General features: G+C 36.2%; 23 protein-coding genes. 22 read left to right on the top strand and 1 reads right to left on the bottom strand.

The features are described from left to right. Positions 1 to 96 precede the first annotated feature (96 nt). The 18 genes from HNQ80_RS04725 (at position 97) to HNQ80_RS04640 (ending at position 16,035) form a co-directional block, all read left to right on the top strand. A complete protein-coding gene (locus HNQ80_RS04725; protein ID WP_184308668.1) occupies positions 97 to 1,935 on the top strand; it encodes a TIGR03960 family B12-binding radical SAM protein in 1,839 nt (612 codons plus the stop codon). Further along, a complete protein-coding gene (locus HNQ80_RS04720; RefSeq protein WP_184308666.1) occupies positions 1,935 to 2,651 on the top strand; it encodes a TIGR03936 family radical SAM-associated protein in 717 nt (238 codons plus the stop codon). The genes HNQ80_RS04725 and HNQ80_RS04720 overlap by 1 nt, the downstream gene beginning before the upstream one ends. Before the next feature lie 27 nt (positions 2,652 to 2,678). Then, entirely contained in the window at positions 2,679 to 4,169 is a 1,491-nt protein-coding gene (locus tag HNQ80_RS04715) for an Rne/Rng family ribonuclease (RefSeq protein ID WP_184308664.1), read from the top strand. A 128-nt stretch (positions 4,170 to 4,297) separates the two neighbouring features. Next, a complete protein-coding gene (rplU, locus tag HNQ80_RS04710) occupies positions 4,298 to 4,609 on the top strand; it encodes a 50S ribosomal protein L21 (protein ID WP_184308662.1) in 312 nt (103 codons plus the stop codon). Between the two features lie 12 nt (positions 4,610 to 4,621). Further along, on the top strand, positions 4,622 to 4,954 hold the full coding sequence (locus HNQ80_RS04705; RefSeq protein ID WP_184308660.1) for a ribosomal-processing cysteine protease Prp: 333 nt from the start codon (positions 4,622 to 4,624) through the stop codon (positions 4,952 to 4,954). A gap of 3 nt (positions 4,955 to 4,957) precedes the next feature. Further along, positions 4,958 to 5,260: a 50S ribosomal protein L27 gene (gene rpmA / locus HNQ80_RS04700; RefSeq protein WP_184308658.1), complete on the top strand. Its 303-nt coding sequence runs from the start codon at positions 4,958 to 4,960 to the stop codon at positions 5,258 to 5,260. A gap of 207 nt (positions 5,261 to 5,467) precedes the next feature. Beyond that, positions 5,468 to 6,745, top strand: a complete 1,278-nt coding sequence (gene obgE, locus HNQ80_RS04695; protein WP_184308656.1) for a GTPase ObgE — start codon at positions 5,468 to 5,470, stop codon at positions 6,743 to 6,745. A gap of 231 nt (positions 6,746 to 6,976) precedes the next feature. Further along, complete coding sequence (gene yhbY / locus HNQ80_RS04690) at positions 6,977 to 7,270, top strand: ribosome assembly RNA-binding protein YhbY (RefSeq protein WP_184308654.1); 294 nt, start codon at positions 6,977 to 6,979, stop codon at positions 7,268 to 7,270. A gap of 165 nt (positions 7,271 to 7,435) precedes the next feature. Then, on the top strand, positions 7,436 to 8,110 hold the full coding sequence (gene nadD / locus HNQ80_RS04685; RefSeq protein ID WP_184308652.1) for a nicotinate-nucleotide adenylyltransferase: 675 nt from the start codon (positions 7,436 to 7,438) through the stop codon (positions 8,108 to 8,110). Positions 8,111 to 8,122: 12 nt separating this feature from the next. Next, the gene (gene yqeK / locus HNQ80_RS04680) at positions 8,123 to 8,710 is read left to right on the top strand and encodes a bis(5'-nucleosyl)-tetraphosphatase (symmetrical) YqeK (RefSeq protein WP_184308650.1); all 588 of its coding nucleotides are present in this window, start codon (positions 8,123 to 8,125) and stop codon (positions 8,708 to 8,710) included. Further along, complete coding sequence (locus tag HNQ80_RS04675; protein WP_184308648.1) at positions 8,707 to 9,948, top strand: LCP family protein; 1,242 nt, start codon at positions 8,707 to 8,709, stop codon at positions 9,946 to 9,948. The genes yqeK and HNQ80_RS04675 overlap by 4 nt, the downstream gene beginning before the upstream one ends. Before the next feature lie 105 nt (positions 9,949 to 10,053). Next, positions 10,054 to 11,058, top strand: a complete 1,005-nt coding sequence (locus HNQ80_RS04670) for a calcium/sodium antiporter (protein ID WP_184308646.1) — start codon at positions 10,054 to 10,056, stop codon at positions 11,056 to 11,058. Between the two features lie 36 nt (positions 11,059 to 11,094). Next, a complete protein-coding gene (gene rsfS, locus HNQ80_RS04665; protein WP_184308644.1) occupies positions 11,095 to 11,448 on the top strand; it encodes a ribosome silencing factor in 354 nt (117 codons plus the stop codon). A gap of 46 nt (positions 11,449 to 11,494) precedes the next feature. Then, a complete protein-coding gene (locus HNQ80_RS04660; RefSeq protein WP_184308642.1) occupies positions 11,495 to 12,142 on the top strand; it encodes a helix-turn-helix transcriptional regulator in 648 nt (215 codons plus the stop codon). Positions 12,143 to 12,156: 14 nt separating this feature from the next. Continuing rightward, positions 12,157 to 12,540, top strand: coding sequence for a RidA family protein (locus tag HNQ80_RS04655; protein ID WP_184308640.1), 384 nt, complete (start codon positions 12,157 to 12,159; stop codon positions 12,538 to 12,540). 239 nt (positions 12,541 to 12,779) lie between these two features. Next, complete coding sequence (locus HNQ80_RS04650; protein WP_184308639.1) at positions 12,780 to 13,850, top strand: pyridoxal-phosphate-dependent aminotransferase family protein; 1,071 nt, start codon at positions 12,780 to 12,782, stop codon at positions 13,848 to 13,850. A 14-nt stretch (positions 13,851 to 13,864) separates the two neighbouring features. After that, positions 13,865 to 14,776, top strand: a complete 912-nt coding sequence (locus HNQ80_RS04645) for a D-2-hydroxyacid dehydrogenase (RefSeq protein WP_184308637.1) — start codon at positions 13,865 to 13,867, stop codon at positions 14,774 to 14,776. An 11-nt stretch (positions 14,777 to 14,787) separates the two neighbouring features. Beyond that, entirely contained in the window at positions 14,788 to 16,035 is a 1,248-nt protein-coding gene (locus tag HNQ80_RS04640; RefSeq protein ID WP_184308635.1) for a DUF1015 domain-containing protein, read from the top strand. Positions 16,036 to 16,114: 79 nt separating this feature from the next. On the opposite strand, the gene HNQ80_RS04635 is transcribed toward HNQ80_RS04640, so the two are convergent. After that, a complete protein-coding gene (locus tag HNQ80_RS04635; RefSeq protein WP_243182984.1) occupies positions 16,115 to 17,482 on the bottom strand; it encodes a D-alanyl-D-alanine carboxypeptidase family protein in 1,368 nt (455 codons plus the stop codon). A 158-nt stretch (positions 17,483 to 17,640) separates the two neighbouring features. On the opposite strand from HNQ80_RS04635, the gene HNQ80_RS04630 reads away from it, so the two are divergent. From HNQ80_RS04630 to selB, 4 genes are all read left to right on the top strand, one after another. Beyond that, positions 17,641 to 18,267, top strand: coding sequence for a helix-hairpin-helix domain-containing protein (locus HNQ80_RS04630; RefSeq protein WP_184308633.1), 627 nt, complete (start codon positions 17,641 to 17,643; stop codon positions 18,265 to 18,267). A gap of 58 nt (positions 18,268 to 18,325) precedes the next feature. Further along, on the top strand, positions 18,326 to 19,372 hold the full coding sequence (gene selD / locus HNQ80_RS04625) for a selenide, water dikinase SelD (protein WP_184308631.1): 1,047 nt from the start codon (positions 18,326 to 18,328) through the stop codon (positions 19,370 to 19,372). Between the two features lie 175 nt (positions 19,373 to 19,547). After that, the gene (selA, locus tag HNQ80_RS04620) at positions 19,548 to 20,975 is read left to right on the top strand and encodes an L-seryl-tRNA(Sec) selenium transferase (protein ID WP_184308629.1); all 1,428 of its coding nucleotides are present in this window, start codon (positions 19,548 to 19,550) and stop codon (positions 20,973 to 20,975) included. Beyond that, positions 20,972 to 22,864, top strand: a complete 1,893-nt coding sequence (selB, locus tag HNQ80_RS04615; protein ID WP_184308627.1) for a selenocysteine-specific translation elongation factor — start codon at positions 20,972 to 20,974, stop codon at positions 22,862 to 22,864. The genes selA and selB overlap by 4 nt, the downstream gene beginning before the upstream one ends. Positions 22,865 to 23,059 lie beyond the last annotated feature (195 nt).

Raw genomic sequence — 23,059 nt, 5'->3', positions numbered from 1 at the left:
TAATACTATACTGAAGAAGAAAATATAGGTATTTATATAACCAACTATACAAATACTAGAGATGAGATCAGATCAGGTGCTTTAGGAGGACTAAAAATGACGAAAATTGATTTAGATTCACTACTTTATCGAGTTGAAAAGCCAGCCAGGTATATTGGAAATGAGTTAAATAGTGCTAAAAAAGACTTAGATAAAGTTGACATTCGATTTGGATTTGCATTCCCAGATGTATATGAGGTAGGAATGTCCCATTTGGGCATGCATATTTTATATAACCTTTTAAATAAACAAAATGATGTATACTGTGAGCGAATTTTCTCGCCATGGGCTGATATGGAAGGGCTATTAAAAGAGAGAGGGTTACCTCTTTTTACCCTTGAAACCCATAGTCCTATTTATGAATTAGATTTTATTGGGTTCACGCTTCAATATGAATTAAGCTATTCGAATATTTTAAATATTTTAGCTTTGGGAAATATTCCTCTTCGTAGTAAAGATCGGGGAATGGAAGATCCAATCATAATAGCAGGAGGACCATGCGCTTACAATCCAGAGCCTCTTGCGGAGATCATTGACGTTTTTGTACTTGGAGAGGCCGAAGAGGTTATTCTTGAGTTACTCGACAAATATAAAGATTGGAAACATTCGGGTAAGAGCAAAAAAGATTTTTTTGAATCTATTGTTGCTATAAAAGGTGTATACATACCATCATTTTATGAAGTAAAGTATCATGATAATGGAACGGTTCAGTCTTTTATTCCTATGAATAAAGACTTTCCTGCAAAAATTTCGAAGCGAATTATCAAAGATTTAAATGACATATATTTTCCTGAAAAGGTGATTGTCCCATTTATTGACGTGGTTCATAACCGAGCAATGGTTGAGATTTTTAGAGGCTGTTCCCGAGGCTGTAGGTTTTGCCAAGCTGGTATGATTTACAGACCTGTGCGGGAACGCTCGGTAGATAAGGTAAAAGAATTAGCCCACGAGATCATTAAAAATACAGGATATGAAGAATTATCGCTTTCTTCATTAAGTACCAGTGACTATTCAAGCTTGAATGATCTAATCCGCCATTTGATTGATAAATATGGCGAGCAAAAGGTAGGTCTTTCATTACCATCCCTAAGGCTAGATTCCTTTACATTACAATTAATAGAAGAAATCCAAAAGATTAGAAAAACAGGGTTGACCTTTGCACCAGAAGCAGGAACCCAAAGATTGAGGGATGTAATCAACAAAGGGGTAACTGAGGAAGATCTAATCCAGGCCATGGAAAATGCATTTTCCTTAGGTTGGAATAATGTTAAACTCTATTTTATGATTGGTCTGCCGACGGAAACCTATGAGGATTTAGATGGAATTGTAGATCTAGCCCATAAGGTGGTGGAGACCTACTATAAAGTACCTAAGGATAAGAGGAACAAAGGTTTAAATGTTACCATTAGCACATCATCCTTCGTTCCAAAACCATTTACACCCTTCCAATGGGAAGCTCAAGATTCTATTGAGACGTTAAAAGAGAAGCAGATGTATCTAAAAAGCAAATTACGTCATAAAAACATTAAATATAGTTATCATCATACTGAAACTAGTTTTTTAGAAGGTGTTTTCGCCAGAGGAGATAGGAAGCTTGGAGAAGTATTAATTAAAGCCTGGGAGTATGGATGTAAGTTTGATGGATGGCAAGATTTTTTCCAATATGATCAATGGATGAGAGCACTTCAGGATTGTGGAATAGATCCCAATTTTTATGCAAATCGAAAGCGGAGCTATGAAGAGATATTGCCATGGGATCACATAGAAATAGGAATTACAAAACAATATCTAATAAAGGAAAATGAAAAAGCTCAACAGGCTGTCTTAACTCATGACTGTCGAACAAGTTGTACAGGTTGTGGAATAAATCAAGGTTTTATAGGTGGTGTATGTTAATGAATAAATTGCGCGTTAAATTTATAAAAACGGATCTTATGAAATTTATATCGCATCTTGATTTGCTGAGATTAATGGAGCGAGCGCTAAGAAGAGCTGATATAAAATTATCTTTTTCCCAAGGGTTTAATCCTCATCCTAAGATTTCTTTTGCTACGGCAGTACCGATTGGTCTTTCCAGTGAAGCAGAATATATGGATATTGAGCTCGATGAAAGAGTGGAACTCGATCATTTTATTAATAGGGTAAATGAGCAGTTGCCCCAAGGAATTAAGATTCTATCGGCTAATTTTATTGAAATGAAAATGCCTGCGCTAATGGCAATTGTTGATGCATCAAGTTACATAGTAAATTGCCCACTAGAGGGTCATATCACAAAAGAAGCCATGGAAATTGCTATAAAAAGCTTTATGAATCAAGGAGAAATAATTATTCATAAAGCTTCAAAGAAGAATAGCAGAAACGGGGCAAAAGAAATCAATATCAAAGGACTTATCTTTAACATGGAGCTATTGGAGCATCAGGAGTCGTCAGTCACGCTAAAAATGATGTTAGCTACTGGAAGCAAAGGGAATCTTAAACCAGAGATACTGCTTGAAAAATTCAAACATGATATGGGGTTACCTATAGCACTTGAACATGTGAGGGTTCATCGGTTAGAACTATATACTCTCTTAGGGGATGCACTAGTAACACCTTTAGAAATCAATGGCTAAATTTTATTCTTACAGGGGGATATTGGAATGAATGAGATAATTATAGACTCTAGTTTAAACCAAACAAGGGTGGCATTGATGGAAAATAGGGAACTAGTAGAAATATATGTAGAAAGAGAAGATAATAAAAGAATCGTGGGGAACATCTACAAGGGGAGAGTTGCCAATGTGCTGCCTGGCATGCAGGCTGCCTTTGTTGATATAGGATTAGATAAAAATGCTTTTCTCTATGTGAAGGATGCGATCCCCCCATATATGGCTGAAAGCAACGATATTTCCTTAAAGGATATATCGATTCGTGATGTTGTAAAAGGTGGTCAAGAAATTATTGTTCAAGTCATTAAAGAGCCAATTGGGACAAAAGGAGCACGAATTACAACCCATTTAACTTTGCCAGGTAGATATCTGGTCTTAATGCCGCATGTTGATTATGTGGGAGTGTCAAGGAGGATAGAGTCTGAGGCAGAAAGAGAGAGACTCAAGCAAGCAGTAGAGGAAATAAGGCCTAAGCACATCGGTGTAATAGCTAGGACAGCTGCTGAAGGCAAAGAACAAAAAGAGTTGAAGGAAGATTTGAAATTTTTACTCAAACTTTGGCAAAAAATTGAACGTGAAAGGCACCTTGGGTTTGCACCTCGGGTAATATATAAAGATCTGGACCTCCTTCAAAAAACTGTACGGGATATGTTCAGTAATGATATTGATCGCTTTGTAATGAATGATAAGGAAAAATATAAATCTACCCTGGATTTTGTAGAACTTATTTCCCCTCATCTGAAAAGCCGCGTAGAATATTTCCAATCTGAAGTGGACATTTATGAATATTATCAAATTGAGTCCATGATCAAGAGTGCGCTCTCACGAAAAATTTGGCTAAAAAGTGGGGGCTATATTGTGATTGATCAAACGGAAGCTTTGACTTCTATCGATGTGAATACGGGAAAGTATGTGGGTAGTACGGATCTGGAAGATACCGTGGTTAAGATCAATAAAGAAGCTGCAAAAGAGATCGCTAAACAATTACGATTAAGGGATATAGGCGGTATTATTATTGTAGATTTCATCGATATGATCAATAAGGATGCAGAGAAAGAGGTTCTTCATATTTTGGAAAAGGCAGTAGCAAAAGATCGGACAAAAACAAATATTCTGGGGATGACACAACTTGGTCTTTTAGAAATGACAAGAAAAAAGGTAAGGCAGAGGATCGATTCTATACTCCAGAAAAAATGTCCTTATTGCGACGGGACAGGAAAAGTTCTCTCTGAATATACAGTGATTCATAACCTGGAAAATGAAGCTCGGCGAATTTCACATCATACCAATGCTGAAGCTGTTTTGTTCGAAATAAATCCATCTATTTTAACTGTGCTGACGGAAGATAACAATTATTTTATAAGTGATCTAGAAAAGGAAACGAATTTAAAAATCTATCTAAAAGCTTCTGAAAATATACACAATGATGAGATACATACAAGAGGGATGGGAAAATTGGGTAAAATTCAAGAACTTTTGTAGTTTTTTCTGATAAATGTTGACTTTTATCTATGGGTATGTTATCATTTTTATCTGTAGGAAGCCGCTCAGATCGGGTTTTAAACGAAAGTACCTTGGATTTGGCGAGACTGGTTAGAGGAGGTGTAACAATGTACGCTATTATTGAAACAGGTGGAAAACAATACAGAGTTCAAGAAGGAGACACGCTTTTTGTTGAAAAGCTTGATGTGACTCAAGGTGATACTGTAGAGTTTGATAAAGTATTAGTTTTATCAAAGGATGGTCAGTTAACTGTAGGATCTCCAGTAGTAAATGGTGCAAAGGTTTCTGCAACTGTGGTTGAGAATGGTAAGGCTCCTAAAATTATCGTTTTCAAGTATAAATCAAAAAAAGACTACAGAAAGAAGCAAGGACATCGTCAACCATATACAAAAGTAAAAATTGAAAGTATCAATGCATAGGTAGATGAATCCATGATTAAGATTATCATTCAAAGAGATATCCATGAGAGAATCATTGGATATACTGTGGAAGGACATGCCAATGCAGCTGAATATGGGCAAGATATAGTATGTGCAAGTATTTCTGTACTGGCGCAGACTGCAATTTTAGCTTTATATGAGTTGTTGTCCATTCATATCATATATGAAATGAAAGAAGGATGGATTAGCTGTAAGCTGCCAGATGATCTTTCAGATGAATTATATAATCAGGCCAATCTTATTCTAAATACGATGTTGATTGGTATGAAGGGTACGTATAAAATGTATTCTGAGTATATAGAACTCCATGATAGGGAGGTGTAGATAATGTTATTTAATATAAATCTTCAGCTTTTTGCGAGTAAAAAAGGGGTAGGTAGCTCCAAGAACGGCCGTGATAGCGAAGCGAAAAGACTAGGCGTAAAAAGAGCCGATGGTCAATTTGTCAATGCAGGAAGTATTCTTGTAAGACAAAGAGGTACAAAGATTCACCCAGGGAATAACGTAGGTAGAGGTGGAGACGATACTCTATTTGCAACAACAGACGGCGTTGTTAAGTTTGAAAGAAAAGGTAAAGATAAGAAACAAGTAAGTGTATATCCAAGAGAAACAGCTGTGGCTGCTGAATAAAAAGAACCCCATTTCATGGGGTTTTTTTTATTCAGCGTTCAGTAGTATTTCGATTATTCTTCATTTGGTTATGTTGCAATAAAAATGGACATAATAAAAATAGTTGACACCATAAGAACAGTTGATATAATAAATTTATTAGCAAATGAAGGAAAATTAGGATATTTAGAATGAAAATATTGAAGAATGGACTAAGGGTGATATATAATGTTTGTAGATAAAGCAAGGATTTTTGTGAAATCTGGAAAAGGTGGAGATGGTTCTGCTTCTTTTCGAAAAGAAAAATACGTTCCTGCTGGAGGTCCCGATGGCGGAGATGGTGGTAGAGGTGGAGATGTAGTTTTTGTCGTTGACGAGGGCCTAAGAACATTGATGGATTTTCGTTATAAGAAAAAGTACATAGCACAAGAAGGCGAAAAGGGAAAAGCAAAAAAGATGCACGGTAGAGATGCTGAAGATCTTGTATTGAAGGTTCCCCCAGGAACGATTGTGCGAGATGAGGACACAAATTTAATTATTGCAGACTTAACAAATCATGGGGATCGTGCTATCATTGCTAAAGGAGGAAAAGGTGGAAGAGGCAACGTCCACTTTACAACTGCTACAAGGCAAGCTCCTAATTTTGCTGAAAGCGGTGGTCATGCAGAAGAACGATGGGTTATATTGGAATTGAAGCTGTTAGCTGACGTTGGATTGGTAGGATTTCCAAATGTGGGAAAATCTACAATGCTATCGGTGGTAACCAGTGCAAAACCAAAGATTGCGAACTATCATTTTACTACGATTACACCGAATCTAGGTGTCGTTGAAGTGAACAGTAAAAGCTTTGTTTTAGCGGATATTCCTGGACTAATCGAGGGCGCCCACCAAGGTGTGGGATTAGGATTGGAATTTCTAAGACATATTGAGCGTACGAAGCTGCTTATTCATGTTGTTGATATTTCAGGCTCAGAAGGACGTGATCCTCTTGAGGATTTTCACAGAATTAATGATGAACTAAAGCACTATGATGAGCGATTATCTAAGAAATACCAGGTGATAGCAGCCAATAAATTTGATTTGTTAGAATCTGAAGACGTATATAAAAATTTTGAAGATTCTATGAAAGCCCAGGGGTATGAAGTATTCCCTATATCTGCTGCTACAAACAGAGGGCTAAAAGAATTGCTATCCTATGTTGCAAATAAACTGGATGAAATTAAGGAGACGCCAATTTTTGATGAGGCTGAAACCTTTAAGTATTATACACCAGAGGAAAACGAAAGCCATAAAATTATTGTTAGAAGAGAAAATGACTACTATATTGTAGAGGGAAGACCAGTAGAAAAACTTATCAACTCAACCAATTTTCAAGATATGGATTCATTAAGATATTTTCAGAATTTCCTTAGAAAGAGGGGTATTGTGGATGAACTAAAGGCATTGGGTGTTCAGGATGGAGATACTGTTAAAATGTATGATTTTGAGTTCGAATACTATGATTAATTTTGATATGGGGGTACAAGATTTAGTATGAGTTGCTTAAATTGCCAGAATTGTAAACAGGGAACACATGCATATTTCTGTCTAGAAAAAAATGATTTTGTTATTAATGAATACCATGATACTCAAATTATTGAAAACAAAGAGAGAAGTGGATGGAAAAAAGGCAGCAAAAATTATGAAATCCATAGACGTAAGGTTCGAAAAGAGGTTGAAGTTTAAAGGAGGATTATTTTGCTTACAGGGAAACAAAGAAGTTATCTTAAGAGCTTAGCAAATACAATAAAACCTATTACTCAAATTGGTAAAATGGGCATCACAGAAAGCTTCATTACTCAGTTAGATGAGGCTTTAGAAGCAAGAGAATTGATAAAGATCCATGTGCTTGAAACGAGTCTTTTAAATACAAAGGATGCAGCAAATGAAGTCGCTCAATTAACTAGATCTGAATTTGTTCAAGCGATTGGAAATAAATTTGTACTTTATCGAAAGTCCAAGGAAAATGCAAAGATTCATCTACCTAACTAAAATTTTATCATTATGAATAAAATCGGGGTTACACCCGATTTTTATTTGCATATATGGTTTTGAAAATCGTCGAAAAGTAAATCATAATGAGATGATACTTCAAATAATTTTAAAAATAGTGTATAATAATCAAATTAGAAGATAAACCCAAAGAGGTGCAATCAGATGGATATAGAAACAATTATCAAGCAAGCAGAAAAAAAACAAAGTGAGATTTACAGCAAGAGTGAGAAAATGGAAAAAATTGCAATAATGGGTGGAACTTTCGATCCAATTCATCATGGACATCTGGTTATTGCGGAGCAAATAAGATGCGAATATAGCCTAGACAAGGTGATTTTTATACCCGCTGGTATACCCCCCCATAAAACTGGTTTACAGGTATCTGATTCAAAACACAGATATGCTATGGCGTTACTGGCCACGGTGACGAATCCATACTTCGAAGTGTCAAAAATAGAAATTGAAGATGAGAATATTTCATATACAATCCACACGATTAAGAAGCTTAAGCAGATTTATAAAGAGAATACAGAATTGTTTTTTATTACAGGTGCAGATGCAATCTGTGATATAGAGAGCTGGAAAGATGTGGACGAGCTATTGCATATATGTCGTTTCATCGCAGCAACTAGACCGGGATTAGAATCTCCTTTTGTGGATGAAAAAATAAAGGATTTGCAGAAAAAATATCAAGCCGAGATACATCAAATAGATGTCCCAGCTTTAGCAATATCTTCCACGGATATTAGAAGACGGGTAACATCGAACCAGTCTATTAAATATCTCGTCCCTGAGTCTGTTGAGTACTATATTTACAAAAATGGCCTATATCGATAAGGGAGAAAAAAGATGGAGCTAACAAAAATTCAGCAGGTTTTAAAATCTACGCTAAGTCAAAAAAGATATCAACACTCCCTGGGGGTGCAAGAGACTGCTATTATACTAGCTAAAAAAAATAATTGCTCTATAGAAAAAGCAAGCATAGCGGGTTTAATACATGACTGTGCGAAAGATTTAAATATTCATCAATTGTTGAATTATGTTGAACAATTTGATATAATTTTAGATAGTGTGACAAAAAAACAAACGGAGTTACTGCACGCTGTTGTCGGCGTAGAACTTGCTCGAAGAGAGTTTGGTATTTATGATCAAGCAGTACTAGATGCGATTCGGTATCATACCACCGGAAGAGAGAATATGACTTTATTAGAAAAAATTATTTATTTAGCAGATTATATTGAGCCAAGTAGGAAATTTCCAGGTGTTGACGATTTAAGAAAAGTGGCTTTATCTAATTTAGATAAAGCCACTTTAATGGCTACAAATCAGACGATCTCCCATATTATTTTCCAGAACAAATTAATACATCATGATACAATCTCTGCAAGAAATTCACTTCTATGTATGAAGGAGATTGGAACAGGAGTGAGTGAATGAAAAAGTTTTTTAAAATATTGATTATTGCCTTTGTATGCTTTGCGCTGATGATGGGTACAGGACTATATATTTTTTATGATAGTATCAGCAGTGGTGCAGGTCCAGAAAATGAAATTATACCTGAGGATGCACCTCAGGGAAAAGAACCAGTGAATGTACTGATTGTAGGCGTTGATGCAAAAGACGCAAAAAATGCCAATGGGGTACGAACAGATACCATTATGGTTGCAAATTTCGATCCTAAAACAAAAAATGTGAATATTATTTCTATCCCAAGGGATACTAGAGTAATTATCCGTGGACATAAGGGAAAAGACAAAATAAATCATGCCCATGCTTATGGAGGTATTGATCTTTCTATTAAAACCGTAAAGGATTTTCTAGGAATTGATGTAGATTACTATGTAAGAATAGACTATAAGGCATTAGGACAAATTGTGGATGATCTTGGTGGCGTAGAAGTGGATGTGCCAATGAATATGAAGTATTCAGATCCTTATGCAGATCCACCATTAAAGATTGATTTGAAAAAAGGTTTACAGGTGCTAGATGGTAATAAGGCAATGCAGTTTGTACGCTTTAGAAAAGGCTATACGGATCAAGATTTAGGAAGAATTGAGGCTCAGCATAAATTCTTAAAAGCAGTGGCAGATAAGCTTTTGAGTCCTCAAACAATCCTTAAGCTTCCTAAACTTGCAAAAACCTTTGGGACCTATGTAGATACAAATATGCCTGCTTCGGCAATTGCATCCTATGCAACCCAGGCAACTGGCATAAATATGGACAGCATAAATATGTTGACTATTCCAGGTGAGCCTAAACTGATAAGTGGAATATGGTATTTTATTCCTGATGAAGAAAAAATGAAGACAATGTTAGATGATTTACAGAGTGAGACCCAGAAAACATCTAATGGCATCGTGGGCAGTCTTATCCAAAAGTCTGAAGAGCAGGAAGTTGTCAGCAAAGCTACTGTAGAAGTTTTAAATGGCTCTGGGGTAGCGGGATTGGCTACGAAGGTGGCTAAAAAATTAAAAGACGAAGGATATAATGTCGTAAATATTAATAATATTAATGGCATGAAGTATAGCCAGACACACATCTATGATCGAAAAAATAAAGCAAGTGAGGCGAAAAAAATTGCCAAAATACTTGGAGTAAAAGATATCGAAACAGACTTACATGCTGATGCTGAAGCTGAAATAACAATTATTGTTGGAAGTGATTTGAAAGAATAGACACTTATGTAGTGTCTATTTTTTTCTAGATTTCGAGGTAAAAGTTATATGTCATCACCTAGTCGTGTATATATTAACATGCATAAAAATAGAGGGGATGACTACATGGAAAATATAATAGTCTTTGTGTTGTTTTTTATTGGATTGTTCATAATAATTAAAGCAGGGGATTTGTTTGTGGATGCGGCAGTATGGATTGCAAAGATAACGGGTGTTCCAAATATATTAATAGGGGCCACCCTTGTAAGTCTTGCAACAACTTTGCCTGAACTCTTTGTTTCAATGATTGCTACATTAGATGGTCATTTAGATATGGCTATGGGCAATGCAATTGGTTCAACAATATGCAATGTTGGCCTTATCCTAGGGCTGTGCGCTATGATATCACCTATTTCAATACGCAGGAGATTTTTTAGTGTAAAGGGAATCTTGATGATCTGTGCCACTGTAATTTTATATTTGATGGCATTCAATCGACAGATCAGTAGAAATGAAGGATTTGTATTGCTTATCCTTTTAATAATATATATAATAATAAATATCTTTGAAGTATATACTCGTAAAGAGGATAAATACACAATTCGGTATCAGGAAAAAAATTTCAACACTGCATTATTGAAAAATCTATTCAAATTTATCACAGGTGCCGGTGGTATCATTCTAGGAGCGAGATTACTTGTCGACAATGGTGTACTGATTGCAAATATCTTAAATATACCAGAACAAGTAATAAGTTTGACCCTTATTGCATTAGGAACTTCACTACCAGAATTATCGACGTCTTTGATTGCAGTTATTAAGGGATATGAAGGAATTTCAGTAGGTAATATTATAGGAGCAAATATACTAAATTTAACTATGGTTTTGGGTGCCTCATCTATAGCTGCAGAGGATGGGTTAATTATATCTGTTAGGAATTTTGAGGTATTGGGAAAAAAAATGGTTGCTATACCCCAAACATTGGTACTTGATATACCTTTTTCGGCTTTGTTAATGATGATACTGATCATCGCTGGAACAGTAAACCGTAAGCTAGGTAGGCAGGATGGCGTGTTATTAATGCTACTATATATTGCATATCTAACGGTACTAGCACTAATTTCTTTCTAAAATTTGACCTATCATATATGAATTAGGAGGTTATACATGTTAGCAGAATCTAGACAAATCGCAATGAAGATTGCAAAGACGATTGATGATAAGAAGGGACAAGATATTGCTGTATTAAATATTCAATCGATTTCAAGTTTCGCAGATTATTTTGTTATTGCCCATGGCACTTCGACCAGACATGCAAAGGCAATAGCTGATGAAATAATTTTTAAATTAGCGGAGGATGGGATTCCTTTGGATCACAAAGAAGGCCATGATAATGGTACTTGGATTTTATTAGATTATTTGACTGTGGTGGTACACATATTTATTGAGGAAGAAAGACATTTCTACAATTTAGAAAGGGTTTGGAAAGATGCTATTTTTGAGGACCCTGATAGTTTATAAATGAAATAAATAGATAAAAATGAGATAGGAGCAAAGGGGGATTTAGATGAACGCAAATATTCATCCAATATTGAAGAGTATTATTCCTATTGTTGAAGGGATTGCAAAAACCTTCGGAAAAAACTGTGAAGTAGTGCTCCATGATTTTAACAATTTCCAAAGTTCAATTATTGCGATTGAGAATGGTCACGTGACTGGAAGAAGTTTGGGAAGTCCTATGACTGAAGTTGGATTACAAGCCATTCGTAAGGGCAATACAAATGATAGCATCCTAAATTATACAGGGAAAAGTACCGACGGGCGTGCATTAAAGTCTAGCACAATGTTTATCAATGATGAAAGTGGACAAGTTATTGGATGTCTATGCATTAATTTCGATATGTCTGAGCTAATCGTTGCACAAAATGCAATTCAAGAAATTACTCAAACAGAGAGTAAAGAAGATTTGAAGCAAAGTGATAATCTAAGCAATAGTGTAAATGATGTGTTAAGCAGCATTGTGTCAAATACCTTAGAAGAACTAGGCAAGCCTGTGGCATACATGAGTAAAGATGAAAAGGTGAATATCGTTAAACGGTTAGACGAACAAGGGGCATTTCTGATTAAAGGTGCCATAGATTATGTTGCAAAAGTATTATGTGTATCTAGATATACTATTTATAATTATCTTGATGAAATTAGAGTAAATAAATAACAGGAGGGTTTATTATGGAAAAAAAAATGATTCAAACAGATCAGGCACCGAAAGCTATAGGGCCTTATTCTCAAGCTATTCAAGTTGGAAACTTGGTTTTTACTTCTGGTCAATTGCCAGTAGACCCAGGGACAGGCGAGATGATTGTCAATGATATTCAAGCAGAGACTCGTCAGTGTTTGAACAACGTGGAAGCTATTTTAATAGCAGCTGGGACATCTCTAAAAAATGCGGTGAAACTAACGGTTTTCATTAAGGATATGAATCAGTTTAGCAAGATTAATGAAGTGTATGCTGAATTTTTTCCAGAAGATAAACCTGCTCGTTCCTGTGTTGAAGTAGCGAGGCTTCCCAAGGATGCGAATATAGAAATTGAAGCAGTAGCTATGATTTTATAAAAGAAGTATTTAAAAGTTATGATTTCGAAAAAGTGGTCAATAATATTATTGATCGCTTTTTTTGTATGCTTGTTAAAAAAGTTGTGAATTTGTTAAAAAAATTGCAAGTTCCTTTAAAAAGAATATATAATAGATATTGAGTCGATTCATTAATAATGGTATTATAGAATGGGCAACTTAGGAAGAATAGAGAGGAAAATATCTCTCTATAAAATAAATGTTATATAGGAGGGTTTGCTATGCATAAAAGATTATTTATTCCTGGACCTGTTGATGTAAGTGAAGATGTTCTTCAAAAATTAGCTACACCACAGATTGGACATCGAACAAAAGACGCTTCCGAGTTACAGAGAAGAATTACAGAGAAAATGAGAAAGGTCATGTACACGGAAAACGCTATCCTATTATCCACATCTTCAGGAAGTGGACTTATGGAAGGTGCTGTAAGATCTTGTACAAGAAAAAGAGCTGCTGTGTTCTCAGTGGGTGCATTTGGCGATAGATGGTATAAGATGGCTACATCTAATGGAGTACCAGCTGATAAGTTCTCATCAGAATTAGGACAGCCTACTACACCACAAATGGTTGAAGAAGCTCTAGCTACTGGCAAATATGATTTGATTACTATTACACATAATGAAACGTCAACTGGAATTATGAATCCTGTTGAAGAAATCGCAGAGGTAATTAGAAAATATCCAGACGTGATTTTCTGTTTAGATACCGTAAGTTCCCTTGGTGGTACAAAAATCGAAGTGGATAAGCTGGGTGTAGATATTTGTATTACATCTACACAAAAATGTCTTGGTTTGCCTCCAGGTATGGCAATCTGTTCATTCTCACCAAAGGCTATTGCTGCTGCAAAGCAAGTTGAAAACAGAGGATTATATTTTGATTTGTTAGACTTATATAACTACATAGAGAAGAAAGATCATCAGTATCCATCTACACCATCTCTGCCTCATATGTTTGCGCTAGATTATCAATTAGACAAAATATTAGCTGAAGGCTTAGATAATCGTTTTGCGCGTCATCTTGAAATGGCGAAATATGTTCGTGCTTGGGCAAAAGATAAATTTGAAATGTTAGCAGAAGATCAATATGCATCCAACACATTAACAACCGTGAAAAACACTAGAAATATTAGTGTAAGTGATTTAAATAAAGAGCTAGGTAAGCGGGGATATATGATCTCTAATGGTTACGGAGATTTGAAAGATGTTACCTTTAGAATTGCCCATATGGCTGAAACAACCCTTGAAGATATCAAAACATTATTGTCTATCATCGAAGAAATCCTAGGATTATAGTAGGAGGAACCAACATGACCAGAATCTTAATTACAGATGGAATGGAACAAAGCGGTGTATTGGCTCTTAAAAATGCAGGCTTTGAAGTCGTAGAAGAGTTTTATGAACCAGATATATTAAAGGAAAAAATTAAAGAGTTTGATGTTATTGTTGTCCGTTCAGCTACAAAGGTAAGAAAGCCGATCATCGATGCAGCTCTTGAAACAAAACAGCTTAAGCTCGTGATTCGTGGAGGAGTTGGCGTAGATAATATTGATGTGGAATATGCGATGGAAAACGGAATCAAAGTCATGAACACACCATTGGCGAGCAGTGCTTCCGTCGCAGAGTTGGCAATTGGGCATATGTTTGCCATTGCCAGACACATCCATATGGCAAACGTTACCATGAGGGACGGTAAATGGAATAAGAAGCAGTATGAAGGCATTGAGTTAGGGGGTAAAACCCTTGGCTTAATAGGATTTGGAAGAATTGCCAAGGAAACTGCTAAAAGAGCGAAAGCTTTAGGAATGAATGTAATTTATACAAATAGGTCAGGTAAAGTTGAAGGCGCTGATGAATATACATATATTCCATTTAACGAATTATTAGCCCAATCTGATTTTATCTCGCTTCACATTCCAGCAGGACCAGAGGGCAAGGCTATTATTGGAAAAGCTGAGTTTGAAATGATGAAGGATGGGGTATATATTATTAACACTGCAAGAGGCGGCGTTGTATGCGAAAAAGCTTTGCTAGAAGCGCTAGACTCTGGCAAAGTAGCAGCTGCAGCTATCGATGTCTTTGAAGAAGAACCGACAAAAAATGAAGCATTATATACCCATGACAAAATATCGTTAACCCCTCATATTGGCGCATCTACTGGAGAGGCGCAAACGAGAATCGGAGAAGAAATTGTTGACATCATTACAAAATTTTTCAAATAGGAGGATGAAGAATGGCCGTAGTTAGACCTTTCAAAGGAATAAGACCAAAACAAGAGTTAGCGGATAAAGTAGCTTGCCTTCCTTACGATGTAATGAATAGGGAAGAAGCAAAGGAAATGGCGAAGGGAAATCCTTATAGTTTTCTACATGTCGGAAGATCAGAAATTGACTTGGGCGACTCTGTAGATGCGTATGATCCAAAGGTATATGAAATGGCTCGTCATAATTTGGATAAGATGATTGAAGATAATATTTTATTCCAAGATGATCAATCAATGTTCTATATCTATAGACAGATCATGGATGGTAGAGTTCAGACAGGTATTGTAGGTTGTACTTCCATCGATGATTATATGAATGATATCATCAAAAAACATGAATTTACACGACCTGAGAAGGAAGTGGACAGGATCAACAATTTTGATTACTGTGATGCAAACACAGAACCTATTTTTTTAACCTATAAGTCCAATAAAGAAGTGAATACTATCGTTAACGACTGGATCAAATTCCATAAGCCAGTATACAATTTTACATCTGATGACGGCATTACCCATATTTTTTGGGTTCTAGATAACCAAGAGTTAGTACATAGAATCCATGATATTTTTGCAGGTATAGACTATCTATATATTGCCGATGGCCATCATCGTTCGGCTTCATCTGTGAAAGTAGGATTAAAGAGAAGAGAACAGAATCCTAACTATACAGGAAATGAAGAATTCAACTTTTTTATGTCTGTAATCTTCCCAGATGAAGATTTGTTCATCATGGACTATAACCGGGTTGTAAAAGATTTAAATGGCTTCTCTCAAGAAGAATTCTTAAATAAGGTAAAAGAAAAGTTTAACATAGAAGTATATGAAGGTGAAGGACAATATAAACCTGAACAAAAACATACCTTCGGCATGTATCTAGACAATACATGGTACAAGCTAACTGCAATTGATGGAACTTACGATGATAGTGATCCAGTAGATCGCTTAGATGTATCCATACTTCAAAAGAATCTGCTCCATCCAATACTAGGAATTGAAAATCCAAGAACGGATAAAAGAATAGACTTTGTAGGTGGAATTCGCGGTTTGGGCGAATTAGAAAAAAGAGTGGCAAAGGATATGGTGGTCGCTTTTTCAATGTACCCAACAACAATTGATGATTTAATATCTATTGCAGATGCTGGTGAGGTAATGCCGCCAAAATCAACTTGGTTTGAACCTAAACTCAGAAGTGGACTATTTGTTCACAGATTATATTAAAATAAAAGTCGTGACGGTAAAATTCTGTCACGACTTTTGTATTTTTATAGGGACTTGTGAAAAGTAGTTCAATATATCATTACATTTTTCTTCGATTGGATCGATCATTTCTATAGAAAAGTGGAGATCCTGGATTATTGACCATGATTGGTCGCCTGGATGCTTTAAGTTGTTTTCGCTTTAGACGACGCCAAGTAATATAAGCTCTCCAACCAATATATAACAATAGCAAAATCATTAGGTATTTCAATATAGATTTTCCTGGGGATTTCTCACTGAAAAATATGGTTGTAATACCCTCTCTTTCTTCGATGGTTTTTGCAGCAATGAGGTTTACAGTGCCTAAAGCAGTACCATTTGAGGAAAAGACGAGTGTACCGACGATATCTCCTTGATGAATAGGAGCACGAAGTTCCTTGGAAATCTCTATAGATTCATTGATTTGAGGTGTAGCTTCATCCTTAGGAAGTGCCTTATATAGTTCTTTTTGTGTGATTAATTCTAATGTAGCCTCTTGGCCATCTTCAATAGGCACATTTTTTACAGATCTACTTCCATCCGTGAGTTTTATAAAGCTAAAGTTATCGAAGCCATAATCAATCAACGTCCTTGTATCTGTGTATATATTCGTACCCTGAGCTTTTAACACAACCGAGATCAATCGATGACCATCTTTTTTCGCGGAGGTCACCAAACATTGCTGTGCCTGTATGGTATATCCTGTCTTTATTCCCTCGATGATGTCGTATTTTATATTTATCCATTGCCCCTTATAATTAATTTTATTACTACCCCCAACACCCCAAAGAAAACGATTTGAAGATCTCAGATAACGGGTTTCAGGCTGCTTATCTGTTGGAGGAATTTGATAATTGACTGTCTTTACAATATCAGGAAATAAAGGCAATGTCATTGCATATTTTGCGATCATAGCCAGATCATATGCCGTAGTAACATGCTCACTATTAGGCAATCCGTTGGGATTTACAAAGTGGGTATTTTTTGCACCAAGTTCCTTTGCCCGTTTATTCATCAATTTTGCAAATTCTTCTACGGAGCCAGAAATATGCTTGGCCAATGCCACTGCAGCATCATTGGCAGACTCTACCAGCAATGCATAAAGCAGTTGCTCAACAGTGAATGTTTCACCTTCAATCACATAGATCCTAGTGCCATCGGTAAAAGGCGTTTCTTTATCAATCGTAACGATATCCTGAAGCTTCGTATTCTCAAGAGTAAGGATAGCTGTCATGATTTTCGTAGTACTTGCAGGATACATTGCTTCAAAAGCATTTTTTTCATATAAAATATCACCTGTCTCAGCATCAATAAGGATACCGCTAGGAGCAGATATATCTGGAGGTGAGGCCATGGATATAACTGGATGCACTAGAGCATGTATTAGGATGATCATTATAACAAAAATACTGATTCTACTTCTTTGCATGAGGTCACCTCTTATAATAAATTTAAACGTACTATAATAGTATAACAAAAAAAGCAAAAAAATTTAAGAGAATTAAAATTAAACCTAATTTGTAAAAAAAAGGATATCTGCAAAGTTCGTAGAAACTTTTACATAAATGTAATATGGAAGGTGATATGATGGAATTTACAAAGCGTGAAAGAATAATATTAGTTACCTTTATCGCGATAATTGTCTTGTTTCTTACGGGGAGGTATTTTATAGGCTCTTTTAACAAACCTCAAGTAACCATACAAAACGAAGCGTTAAATCAAAAGCTACAGGATGAATCAGAAAGCATGGATCAGCAAGATGATGTTGAGGAAAAAATGATTGCTGTCGATATAGTGGGCGAAGTGGCAAACCCAGGTTTAGTTATATTGAAAGAAGGCGCAAGGATTATAGATGCCATTGAAGCTGCTGGAGGAATGCTGGTGTCAGCAGATCGCCGAAGGGTCAATCTAGCAAGGATTCTAAAAGACGAAGAACAAATATATGTGCCTAAAATAGGAGAAAATATAGCTAATGAAGAGAATCGTGATGATATCGTGAGTCAGGGTGGGTCGAACAGCAGGAAAGTAAACATTAATCAAGCTAGTGCGGCAGAATTAGAGACTTTAAATGGAATTGGAGAGGCCCTTGCAGGTAGAATCATTCAGTATCGAGCGGAGAAAGGAGAATTTAAGGATATAAAAGATATTATGAAGGTGTCTGGCATTGGTGAGAAGAAGTTTGAAGGATTAAAAGATCAAATTACAGTAAAATAAAAGGGAAAATTGATTGCTAAGTCCATTTGTGTTAAACTATGAGGGAGGTGATAAGAACATGTCTATCGTTGAACAAAGAAGACTGACTGAAATGACAACCAGCTCTGGCTGAGCGGCGAAAATGGGTCCTGAGACCTTGGCACAGGTTCTGTGTCATTTACCTAAAATTCATGATCCAAAGCTACTGGTTGGATTAGAAACTTCAGATGATGCTGCTGTATATAAATTGGATGATGAAACTGCCCTCGTACAGACATTGGACTTCTTTACACCTATTGTGGATGATCCTTATATGTATGGACAAATAGCTGCAGCAAACTCTCTGAGTGATGTTTATGCCATGGGAGGTCAGCCATTACTTGCCATGAATATTGCGTGTTTCCCCAACTGTTTCTCCCAGGAAGTGCTTACAGAAATTTTGAAAGGTGGCGCTGAAAAAATTCGGGAAGCGGGAGCTCTTTTGGTAGGAGGACATACTGTAGAAGATAATGAACCTAAATACGGATTATCTGTGACAGGCATTGTACATCCAGATAAAGTGATCAGTAATGCCATGGCAAAGCCAGGAGATCAGTTAATATTAACGAAACCTCTTGGCATGGGAATATTGAATACTGCTCTAAAAGCGGACCTGTTGTCAAAATCACAAATTGAAAAAGTGATGATGATCATGGCCACATTAAATAATGTAGCAGCAGATGGCATGAAAAAATTTGGAGCATCTGCTTGCACAGATATTACAGGATTTGGATTGTTGGGTCATGCTTATGAAATGGCGAAAGCCAGCAAAGTAAGCATGAAAATTGACCATCGAATTATTCCAACCATTGATAACGCTGTGGAATATGGGAAGATGGGTTTAGTACCAGCGGGTGCCTATGCAAACAGAAAGTACGTTGCTGAACATGTTCGTTTTGATGATAAAGTTCCTCAACATATGCAGGACATACTATTTGATCCTCAAACATCAGGTGGGCTTTTAATTTCCCTTCCTAAGGATCAAGTAGATTCATTGTTAAATTACTACAGGCGCCACTTGTCGGTGGATTTCGCAGTGATAGGTGAAGTTATGGAGAAGGATGAAGCTTCAATATATGTTCTTTGATGTTGAATGAACAGGTTTCTTTGTTTTAAAAACACTTCAGCGGAAGTGTTTTTTTCTTGAAAAGCGTCAATAAATGTAATAAATTAAGTTTCTCAATTCTATTATTATGGTATAATTTTATGTGATTGCTGACGAAAATGAGTAACATAAAGAAATTTAGCGAGAGGTGAAGTATATGCCTGATAAAAAGAGTCTATTTACACAAATCCCTAAAATAGATGATATTTTAAATGAAGATAAGATTTGTCAATTGCTAATGACATTACCTAGAATTATTGTCTTAGATGTCATTCGAAAAAATATTGAAGAGATTAGGATGCAAATTGCTCAGCTTTCTGAAGAAAAAATAAATGAATTTCAACTTCGTTACCCTGAATTGCTAGAAAAGATTATTCGTGATGCCAACGAAAAAGACAAAATGAGTTTAACAAAAGTTGTGAATACCACTGGTGTCATATTACATACAAATCTAGGCCGAGCTTTGTTAAGTGATGAAATCAAAGCGGCTGTTTGGAACGTGGCTAGTAGTTATTCAACCCTAGAGATCGATGTCAAAACAGGGAAAAGAGGCTCTAGATATGTCCATGTGGAAGATATCATTACAAGATTGACAGGGGCAGAAAGTGCCCTTGTGGTAAATAATAATGCGGCTGCAGTTTTATTGGTTTTAAGCACAATGGCAAAGAATAAGGAAGTAATTGTTTCAAGGGGTCAATTAGTAGAAATAGGAGGTTCCTTTAGGGTGCCTGAGGTAATGGAACAGAGTGGTGCCTTACTGAGAGAGGTAGGGAGTACGAATAAAACTCATTTGTTCGATTATGAGCGGGCAATTAGAGAGGAAACAGGGGCATTATTGAAGGTCCATACAAGCAATTATAGAATACTAGGATTTACCGAAGAGGTAGGGTTGAAAGAGCTTGTTGAGTTAGGAAGAAAGCACTGTCTTCCTGTGATCGAGGACATTGGAAGTGGAACCTTTATAGATTTTTCAAAATATGGATTAGCAAAAGAACCAACTGTACAAGAAAGTGTTGCTGCTGGAGTAGATATCATTACATTCAGCGGAGATAAGCTTTTAGGGGGGCCACAGGCCGGGATTATAATAGGTAAGAAGAAGTATATTGATCTTATGAAGAAGAATCCCCTTACAAGGGCTTTTCGTGTAGATAAAATGACATTGGCTGCCTTGGAGGCCACCCTTAAAATTTACTTTGATGAGGAAGATGCCATAAAAAGAATACCCACACTACATATGATAACCATGAAGGTTGAGGAGATCGAAAGCAAAGCCCAGCGGTTAAAAGAACTTTTAAAACAATACAAATTACCATGCAGTATTTTATTGAACCAGGCTTTTTCACAAATCGGTGGCGGCTCCATGCCTTTGGTAGAACTACCTTCATGGGTGATACAAATCAAACCAAATCAGATATCAGTCAATGAACTAGAAAAAAGATTAAGAGAATATCGGACACCTATCATTACTAGAATTCAGGATGAACAACTTGTTTTCGATGTAAGAACCATCAAAGAAGAGGAGTATGCCCTCATTTTAAATGCATTGGTCGATGTTATGGAAATCAAAAAGGGGGATTCATATTGAAGAATATTGTTATAGGAACCTCTGGACATATTGATCATGGTAAGACAACCCTTATCAAAGCGCTCACAGGAACGGATACAGACCGCTTAAAGGAAGAAAAGAAAAGAGGTATAACCATTGAATTGGGCTTTGCCCATTTTGATCTTCCCAGCGGTAGAAGGGCAGGAATTATAGATGTTCCTGGACATGAGCGATTTATTAAAAATATGCTTGCAGGTGTTGGTGGTATAGATATCGTATTACTAGTGGTGGCGGCTGATGAGGGGTTTATGCCTCAAACCCAAGAACATCTTAATATTCTCTCTATTCTGGAAGTAAAAAAAGGTATCATCGTGCTGACGAAAACGGATAAAGTTGATGAAGAATGGCTAGAATTAGTGCAGGAAGAAGTAAGACAAAAAACAAATGGAACATTTCTGGAATCTTCTCCGATAATTCCGGTTTCATCCTCCCAAGGCATTGGATTAGAGAAACTAGTTCAATTGATAGACCAGCTTACGGAGGAGACAGAAGAAAAAGATATGCGTACACCATTCAGATTACCTGTAGATAGAGTATTTACCTTATCGGGTTTTGGAACAGTTGTGACGGGAACTCAAATAGAAGGAACATTGGCTACAGATTCTCTCATCACCATATATCCTCAGGATATACAGGCTAAAATACGATCCATACAGGTACATGGAAAGTCTGTAAATGAATCTTATGCTGGACAGAGGGTTGCTGTGAACCTAGCTGGCATAAAGGTTGAAGAGATATTAAGGGGCAATGTGTTAGCAGAGAAAAATTCGATGAAATCGACGACAATGTTGGATATTAAGTTGAATCTATTGAAGGATGTAAGCAGGGTCTTAAAAAATCGTGAAAGGCTTAGATTTCATCATGGAACCAGTGAAATATTCTGTAGAGTTGTATTACTAGATCGAGAGGAACTAGAGCCAGGAGACTCCTGTTATGCCCAATTGAGACTAGAGGAATATACGGTAGCCAAAAGAGGGGATCACTTTGTTCTTAGGTTCTATTCCCCAATGGAAACTATCGGTGGAGGGATTATTTTGGAGCCCAATCCCAAAAAGCATAAACGCTTTAAAGAAGATACCCTTGAAGACTTAAAGGTTAAGGAAGAAGGAAGTCCAGAAGATATCATTGATAAGATTATCAAGCAATATGGAAATAAATTTGAAACCATTGGCTATTATGCAACCCAGACGGGTATGTCAGAAACCATGATTGAAGAAATTATTGGCAATTTGATTCTAGAAGGCAGCGTGATTAGATTTTCAAATCAGATTACGCATCGCACCTATTTAGATACTGTGGAAGAGGAAATCATTAAGTTATTAAATGAATACCATGGAAAATATCCTTTAAAGGCTGGTATGCTTAAGGAAGAACTACGGAATAAAGTTCTACCTCATGCAAAAGGTAGGCTTTATGACAGCTTGTTAGAGCACTATGAAAAAAATCAAATCATTAAGGTTAAAGGCAATATAGTTTCTGCCTACAATTTTGAGGTCGATTTTACTGAAGAGCAGGAAAAGATTAAAAATGAAATTGAAAATATCTATTTAAAAGCGGAATTTAATCCGCCTATGCCAGAAGAATTTATAAAAAGCAACAAAGACGAAAAACACAATAGAATGGTGTTTAACGCTCTTCTAGACATGAATAGATTGGTAAAGATTAATGACGAAATTGTATTTCATGTGGAGCATTATGATCGCGCCATAGAGATTTTGAAGGAATTTATTCAGCAGCATAAAGAAATTACATTATCACAGTTTAGAGATTGTTTGAATACCACAAGAAAATATGCATTACCCTTATTGGAACATTTTGATCAAATCAAGCTTACAAAGAGAACAGGAGACAAACGAATATTATTTTAGCTACCCAAAAGAGGTAGCTTTTTTCTTGCATTCATACAAAAAAAGAATTATGATAAAATTAGCAAAATATGTAGATGAATGTAAAAAACACTTGGCTTGGAACAGTATTTATTGGAGCCAGTTACATACTTTTGTGAAGCCAAGGAAAAGATATCCTTAAAAAGCCTAAGTTTCTTTAGTCTATGGGTATAAGGA

The organism is Anaerosolibacter carboniphilus (genome assembly GCF_014205875.1).
In the GTDB taxonomy this organism is placed as follows: domain Bacteria; phylum Bacillota; class Clostridia; order Peptostreptococcales; family Thermotaleaceae; genus Anaerosolibacter; species Anaerosolibacter carboniphilus.
The sequence above is the reverse complement of the archived record's forward strand: the minus strand, read 5'-3'. Positions and strand labels throughout refer to the sequence as shown.

Excerpts from the sequence above, each read along its gene's own strand:
- HNQ80_RS04705 (WP_184308660.1), top strand. The coding sequence starts at position 4,622 with ATGATTAAGATTATCATTCAAAGAGATATCCATGAGAGAATCATTGGA.
- rpmA (WP_184308658.1), top strand. The coding sequence starts at position 4,958 with ATGTTATTTAATATAAATCTTCAGCTTTTTGCGAGTAAAAAAGGGGTA.
- yqeK (WP_184308650.1), top strand. The coding sequence starts at position 8,123 with ATGGAGCTAACAAAAATTCAGCAGGTTTTAAAATCTACGCTAAGTCAA.
- HNQ80_RS04660 (WP_184308642.1), top strand. The coding sequence starts at position 11,495 with ATGAACGCAAATATTCATCCAATATTGAAGAGTATTATTCCTATTGTT.
- rplU (WP_184308662.1), top strand. The coding sequence starts at position 4,298 with ATGTACGCTATTATTGAAACAGGTGGAAAACAATACAGAGTTCAAGAA.
- HNQ80_RS04715 (WP_184308664.1), top strand. The coding sequence starts at position 2,679 with ATGAATGAGATAATTATAGACTCTAGTTTAAACCAAACAAGGGTGGCA.
- HNQ80_RS04720 (WP_184308666.1), top strand. The coding sequence starts at position 1,935 with ATGAATAAATTGCGCGTTAAATTTATAAAAACGGATCTTATGAAATTT.
- nadD (WP_184308652.1), top strand. The coding sequence starts at position 7,436 with ATGGATATAGAAACAATTATCAAGCAAGCAGAAAAAAAACAAAGTGAG.
- obgE (WP_184308656.1), top strand. The coding sequence starts at position 5,468 with ATGTTTGTAGATAAAGCAAGGATTTTTGTGAAATCTGGAAAAGGTGGA.
- HNQ80_RS04675 (WP_184308648.1), top strand. The coding sequence starts at position 8,707 with ATGAAAAAGTTTTTTAAAATATTGATTATTGCCTTTGTATGCTTTGCG.
- HNQ80_RS04650 (WP_184308639.1), top strand. The coding sequence starts at position 12,780 with ATGCATAAAAGATTATTTATTCCTGGACCTGTTGATGTAAGTGAAGAT.
- HNQ80_RS04640 (WP_184308635.1), top strand. The coding sequence starts at position 14,788 with ATGGCCGTAGTTAGACCTTTCAAAGGAATAAGACCAAAACAAGAGTTA.
- HNQ80_RS04725 (WP_184308668.1), top strand. The coding sequence starts at position 97 with ATGACGAAAATTGATTTAGATTCACTACTTTATCGAGTTGAAAAGCCA.
- selA (WP_184308629.1), top strand. The coding sequence starts at position 19,548 with ATGCCTGATAAAAAGAGTCTATTTACACAAATCCCTAAAATAGATGAT.
- rsfS (WP_184308644.1), top strand. The coding sequence starts at position 11,095 with ATGTTAGCAGAATCTAGACAAATCGCAATGAAGATTGCAAAGACGATT.
- HNQ80_RS04670 (WP_184308646.1), top strand. The coding sequence starts at position 10,054 with ATGGAAAATATAATAGTCTTTGTGTTGTTTTTTATTGGATTGTTCATA.
- HNQ80_RS04655 (WP_184308640.1), top strand. The coding sequence starts at position 12,157 with ATGGAAAAAAAAATGATTCAAACAGATCAGGCACCGAAAGCTATAGGG.
- HNQ80_RS04635 (WP_243182984.1), bottom strand. The coding sequence starts at position 17,482 with ATGCAAAGAAGTAGAATCAGTATTTTTGTTATAATGATCATCCTAATA.
- HNQ80_RS04645 (WP_184308637.1), top strand. The coding sequence starts at position 13,865 with ATGACCAGAATCTTAATTACAGATGGAATGGAACAAAGCGGTGTATTG.
- HNQ80_RS04630 (WP_184308633.1), top strand. The coding sequence starts at position 17,641 with ATGGAATTTACAAAGCGTGAAAGAATAATATTAGTTACCTTTATCGCG.